Origin of the sequence: Borrelia crocidurae, from assembly GCF_000825665.2 — a bacterium.
GTDB classification, from domain to species: Bacteria; Spirochaetota; Spirochaetia; order Borreliales; family Borreliaceae; genus Borrelia; species Borrelia duttonii.
Genome location: NZ_LN609267.1, coordinates 480,887 through 486,850, shown reverse-complemented (window position 1 = coordinate 486,850; position 5,964 = coordinate 480,887). Strand labels below are relative to the sequence as shown.

Annotated in this window: 4 protein-coding genes and 2 tRNA genes; 2 read left to right on the top strand and 4 right to left on the bottom strand. The window is 26.3% G+C overall.

Annotation, left to right across the window (positions count from 1 at the left end; translation table 11 throughout):
• Positions 1-39: 39 nt before the first annotated feature.
• On the top strand, positions 40-771 hold the full coding sequence (locus BN1173_RS02340) for an RsiV family protein (RefSeq protein ID WP_025400749.1): 732 nt from the start codon (positions 40-42) through the stop codon (positions 769-771).
• Positions 772-783: 12 nt separating this feature from the next.
• Here the strand turns inward: BN1173_RS02340 and BN1173_RS02335 are convergent.
• The 4 genes from BN1173_RS02335 to BN1173_RS02320 all read right to left on the bottom strand — a co-directional run bounded on the left by BN1173_RS02335 (position 784) and on the right by BN1173_RS02320 (position 3,908).
• Positions 784-869, bottom strand: a tRNA-Ser gene (locus tag BN1173_RS02335).
• A 65-nt stretch (positions 870-934) separates the two neighbouring features.
• A tRNA-Ser gene (locus BN1173_RS02330) sits at positions 935-1,024 on the bottom strand.
• Positions 1,025-1,090: 66 nt separating this feature from the next.
• Positions 1,091-2,398: a tetratricopeptide repeat protein gene (locus tag BN1173_RS02325; RefSeq protein WP_040236376.1), complete on the bottom strand. Its 1,308-nt coding sequence runs from the start codon at positions 2,396-2,398 to the stop codon at positions 1,091-1,093.
• A complete protein-coding gene (locus BN1173_RS02320; protein WP_040236374.1) occupies positions 2,391-3,908 on the bottom strand; it encodes a LamG-like jellyroll fold domain-containing protein in 1,518 nt (505 codons plus the stop codon). The genes BN1173_RS02325 and BN1173_RS02320 overlap by 8 nt, the downstream gene beginning before the upstream one ends.
• A 110-nt stretch (positions 3,909-4,018) precedes the next feature.
• Between BN1173_RS02320 and uvrC the strand changes: the two genes are divergently transcribed.
• Complete coding sequence (uvrC, locus tag BN1173_RS02315; RefSeq protein ID WP_040236370.1) at positions 4,019-5,827, top strand: excinuclease ABC subunit UvrC; 1,809 nt, start codon at positions 4,019-4,021, stop codon at positions 5,825-5,827.
• Positions 5,828-5,964: the final 137 nt, after the last annotated feature.

Here is a 5,964-nt window from a genome sequence, read left to right as displayed (position 1 = left end):
AAAGTTAATAGTAGTTCATTTATAAGAAAGGAGCAATAAATGACATCTAAATTTTCAATAAGCATAATAATAATTTTTTTAATAACAATAGCATGCACCAAACACGACAAAAAAACAGAAAGTGCTGAAATCAATATCGAAACAAAAATTATCAAAGAAGATACCACCAATGAAGACAACATTATTTTTCACATTGATGCTCAAATTCCCACTATAGAAGGAATAGAATTTGGTTTTGAAGAATTCATAAAAAAATGGAAAAATGATACAATCGAACTTTTTAAAACAATAAAAGAAAAAAAAGAACCCCATGAATCTTTCTATTATTCTGATTTTGAAATATTTAAAAATCCAAACCTTAACATAACATCCATTCTATATAATCAATTTCAAATAGATAAATACGCTGCAAATGGCCTTACAACATATCATTCTATTAATTTAAGAGGAAAAGAAAAAATAGAACTTGCAGACATCATTTCAAAAGATCAATTGGATTCTTTGATACAAGTATTAAGAGAAGAAGTAAAAACAAAATTTGAAAAAATTGCAACTCATTATGACAATAAATCCACATTTGAAATAGAATTTGAAAAAATTTTTAAACAATATCAATACTATTTTAAAAACAATGAAGTTGTAATTTTCTATAATCCATTAATAATAGGTCCACACTCAGATGAAAAAATTGAATTTACATTTCCAATAAACAATAATTCTGAAGGTGATATTACTAAAAAGAAAAAAACCGACTGTCCAATTTGTTCATAATAAAAAATACAACGGAGAGGGTGAGATTCGAACTCACGGTAGGCTACACCTACGACGGTTTTCAAGACCGTAGCATTAAACCACTCTGCCACCTCTCCTAGAGATTATTATATTCATAAAGTAAAGAAATCTTTATAAAGACAAGCTTTAATAAAAATCTCTACGGAGAGAATGGGATTCGAACCCATGGTCCCCTTTTTAAAAGGACAACTTCTTAGCAGGAAGCCCCATTCGACCACTCTGGCATCTCTCCTTAATCCACATTAATACATAGTATATTAGAGCCATTGCAATTGTCAACAAAAGAAACTTATTAAGTCTAATAATTGATCTTAAAATCTTTATAAGCCTCAATTAAATCCTTAATCTCCTTAATTGTAACACTCAACTGAACTTGAGTAAATTCATCTGATAAAATTTCTTTAGTAATCTCAAACTCACTATTACTAGCTCTAAGTTCAATATGTTCATCTTTAACTTTCCAAATATATGGACAAATTCTAGTATAATAATCAAATACAAAGACAGGCTCTCTTAAATCTAAAGAATTGTCAACAAAAAATAAATATTCCAATATCCACTCACCCTTTAAAATCAGGGCACATTCATCCAACAACTCTTCAATGAAAATATCTTCTCTAGATTCAAGTAAGTTTAAAAATCTAGAATAAGTATCAATATTCATTACACAAAGTTTTTTTATGTAAAAATAAGCATCTTCAAGTTCACGATTTCTTAAAAAAAATAAAAATGCATAAAAATAAACCAATTCCATATCAGGATAATCTAACAACATTCTATTAATAGCTTTTTTAGAATCAAAATTTAAAAGTTTTATTGTCGCAATATGCATATTATATATAGTATAAACATTAGGAAAACTTAAAATAGATTTTACATAAGACTTGGTAGCCTGTGTCATATTACCTATTTTATGCAAAATAGTTGCTCTATTATGCCAAATATATTTTGAATAATTAGAATCTGTTAAAAACTTCTCAGAAAGCTTAATTGCACCATCAATCTCTCCCATAAAATATAAATAATACATTAAATAATTTATAATAAGAGAAAGATTAACATTTAAAAAACTACCATCTAGTTTAAATGGACGAACACTCTTGAATGCACAAGTATTATTTAAAAACCAAGTATTCAATTTAATAAGGGCATTGTCTTTATCTATACCTGTAGCTTTAACAAGCATCTCTAAAGCATCATCTCTATTACCTAACATTTCAAACAAAACAGCAGCATTATTAAAAGCTTGAATTAAATTAGGATATTGCTTAATAGATGTTAAAAAACAATTTAAAGATTTCTCATAATTTTTAAGGCCAAAATAAAAAACACCAAGATTATAATTTTGAAAATAACTTAAATTACCTTCATCGCTTTTAAATTCACCATCATACAAAAGCTTAATTAAAAAACTATATTCACTTAAAACAGGGTAAGTATCCAATACATATAAAAGTGCTTTATAATCCTTTAACCTAAAATAAAGTAAAGATTTAAGAGACAAAGAATCAAAACTATCATCAAAAACATCCAAATTCAAAAGTGCATTCTTAAAATCACCCTTTTTATAAAGCTCCAAAGCTTTTTCAAAATTAATATTATTCATATTGTTTAAAAAACTCCATAGGTCTAACAGAAATTTCTTTTGAAAAAGACTCTTCATTCACACTTTTATCTAGATTATAAGAAGCAACACTAATATAATAAAGCCTCCCATTTTCAAGTCCTGTAATTTTAAAAGAAGTTTGATTACCAACATCAATTGGAGATTTTAAAATATTTCCTGCATTGCCATGATAATTTCCAGGACTAACACCAATATAAATATAATAGCCACCAATATTACTGCTAATTACAGGAAACCATTCAATCAATATTTCACTCGATCCTGGAACAGCTTTTGTAATTAAAGGGGGAAAAGGTGCAGATTCAGGTATATAAGTCACAACCATGCTATAAAGAGATGGACTTTCTATAGGATTGCCACTTGGATAAAATTCAACCTTAAATTGAATATATTTTGATATATCAAATTTGGGTAATCCATTCTTAGAATCAAAATGAATCCAATCTCCTGTTAAATTCCTTTTTATCTCTCCATTTTTATCTATTTCATAAAAAACCTTATTATCTAACCTATAATAATAAAAAATATCTGTATCTTTTGGCTTTAAACTATCAAATTCAATAGACAAAATTTGAGAATAATCTTTAGATAATTCAATTGGTTTTGTAATGATATATCCTTTATCTCTTGAGAAGAAAGCACTACGTACTTCCTCAAAACTTTTATAAATTTCAAAATTTTCAATAGCTCCTGTAAAATACTGTCCCAATGCAAAATCAATAAAATTACCAATATTTAATAAATATCCAGAACCTTCTCTTTTATCAAAAGTAACATATTCTATAGCTTGAGGTTTGGAATCTATCAAATATTCCAACAACCCATCTTTTTGCCTATATCTAACTGTATGCAAATGCCACTCTTTAGGAACAAAATCATCATCACTCTTAAGCTTAATTTTAACAGGCTCACCATTATCATTTAAAAAAACATTATTAAAATTCCAAACAAAAGTGCCACCCTCACTTTCTAATCTAATTGCTTGATCTACCCAAACACCTTTAATATTTTTATATCCATTCCAACTTACAATAACTTCTCCAGTAACAGAAGTAGAACGATATACCCAAAACTGAATAGTAAAATCAGCAATCACATTACCTGAATAAAAAAAAGCCTTCTTTGTTAACGGCTTAAGTTTAACAGTATTGCGACTTGAATAAAAAATTAAAGAATTTCCTGAAATATTATGAAAAGAATTTGAAATTTTTGCATTATTTGAATCAACAAAATAATTTAAAGCAGCATCTTTTAATACATTATCCTTTTCTATCTCCAATCGAAAATCAATATTGTTATAATCTAAAATACCCTTATACCTATCCAAATAAATCCCAAGAATACCTCTATTGTCTCTTGCAAAATTAACATTATGAGCTTCCTGAATAAACTTAAATCCATCCTTATAATCAAGAATCAACTTAAGCTCTTGAGAAAAAGCACTAAAGACATACAAGCAAAATAGAGAAAATATAAAAATCAATCTCATTACAGACCTTTATCAATAAAAAAATCAAAAATACATAATGTTTAAATATGATATAATATTATATCACAAAAACAATAATGATTATTTAAAAGCAATAATAGACAATAAAAATGAGAAAATACTTAAACGATTTATATAAACAAATAGAAAAATTTCCAAAAACAAGTGGTTGCTATAAAATGTACTCAAAAGACAACAAAATATTATATATTGGAAAAGCTAAAAATTTAAGGTCAAGGGTAAAAAACTATTTTTCAAAGCGAACTAGCCATAAAACCAAGATATTAATGAATAACGTAACAAATATAGAAATAATTACTACAAACAGCGAATATGAAGCGCTACTATTAGAGTGCAACTTAATCAAAAAATACAAACCAACTTATAATATCAAATTAAAAGATGATAAAGGATATCCTATGATAAGAATCACTTGTGAAAAATATCCAAGAATTTTTAAAACTAGAAAGATAATAAATGATGGAAGTGAATATTTTGGACCATATGTTAATGTTAAAAATTTAGATTTAGTATTAGATCTTATTAACAAAACATTTAAAACAAAAAAATGCAAAAAAAAATCAAAAAATCCGTGTCTTTATTTCCATATGGGTCAGTGTCTAGGAGTATGTTATAGAGAAGATCTTGAAGACGAATATAAAAAAGAAATAGAGCAAATCAAACATATTTTAAATGGAAACATATCGAAACTTTTAAATGACATTGAAATCAAAATGAAAGAAGTCATTATGAAGGAAAATTTTGAAGCAGCAATAAAACTAAAAGAAACTAAAAAATCATTAATTGAAATAAGTCAAACTCAAATAATTACAAAGATAGATAAACTTAGTGAAGACTATCTATACATTCACAAAACTGATAGCTTAAATACAATAGTAATACTTAAATACAAAGACGGTAAATTAACAGAAAAAGACATTCATTTTGATGAAAGCATATATGAAGAGGATGAACTAATAGAAAAATTTATAACACAATATTATACATCTCCAAACATGATAGTACCAGATAAAATACACATTTTTAAAAAAATTGACACTTCAAACATTACAAAATTAATAAATGAACTTAAAAATATAAAAACTGAAATCATCTATAAAGAAACTCAAGATAACATTAAAATAATTGAAATGGCAACTTCTAATGCAAAACTTGCATTAATAACATATAATCATGAAAAAAATAAAGCTATTGAAAATCTAAAAACCATTCTTGAAATGAAAAAATTACCAAAAACAATTGAAGGCTTTGATATTGCTCATATAAATGGATATAAAACAGTAGCATCACTTGTTACGTTTAAAATGGGAAAGCCTTTCAAAGACGGATATAGAGTTTATAAAATTAACTCACTAAATAATGGAGAGATTGATGATTGTAAGGCAATGAAAGAAGTCATATCAAGAAGATATTCAAAATTACTCAATGAACAATTAAAATTGCCTGATTTAATACTAATTGACGGTGGCAAAGGTCAGCTTAACGCTGCTTATTCCATTTTAAAAGGACTAAGGATTGAAGAGAAAATAGCCATTTGTGCATTGGCAAAAAAGGAAGAAATAATATTTTTACCAAATAAAAATCAAGGCATAAAATTACAAAAAAGAAACTCGGCTCTCCAAGTACTACAAAATGTTCGAGATGAAGCTCACAGAAGGGCAAATAATTTTAACAACAAACTACACAACAATATCAAATTAAATTACAACAAAATAAAAGGCATTGGAGAACAAAAAGCAAAAAAGATCTTAAAAGTTCTTGGAACATATAAAGACATATTACTTCTAAATGAAGATGAAATAGCCACAAAAATGAAAATTAATATTACAATGGCAAATACTATAAAAAATTTGCAGAAGTCAAAGATTATGACTTATAATCAAAACAATCATATCTAACTATTAAAAATCACACTTAAATTTTAAAGAAAAATTCTCCAAAATAGTATCATCTTGATTTAACAAGATTACTACCATAAAATATGACAAATTTAAATGCATATTTTTGCCATAAACCCTCGCATACAAATCAAACT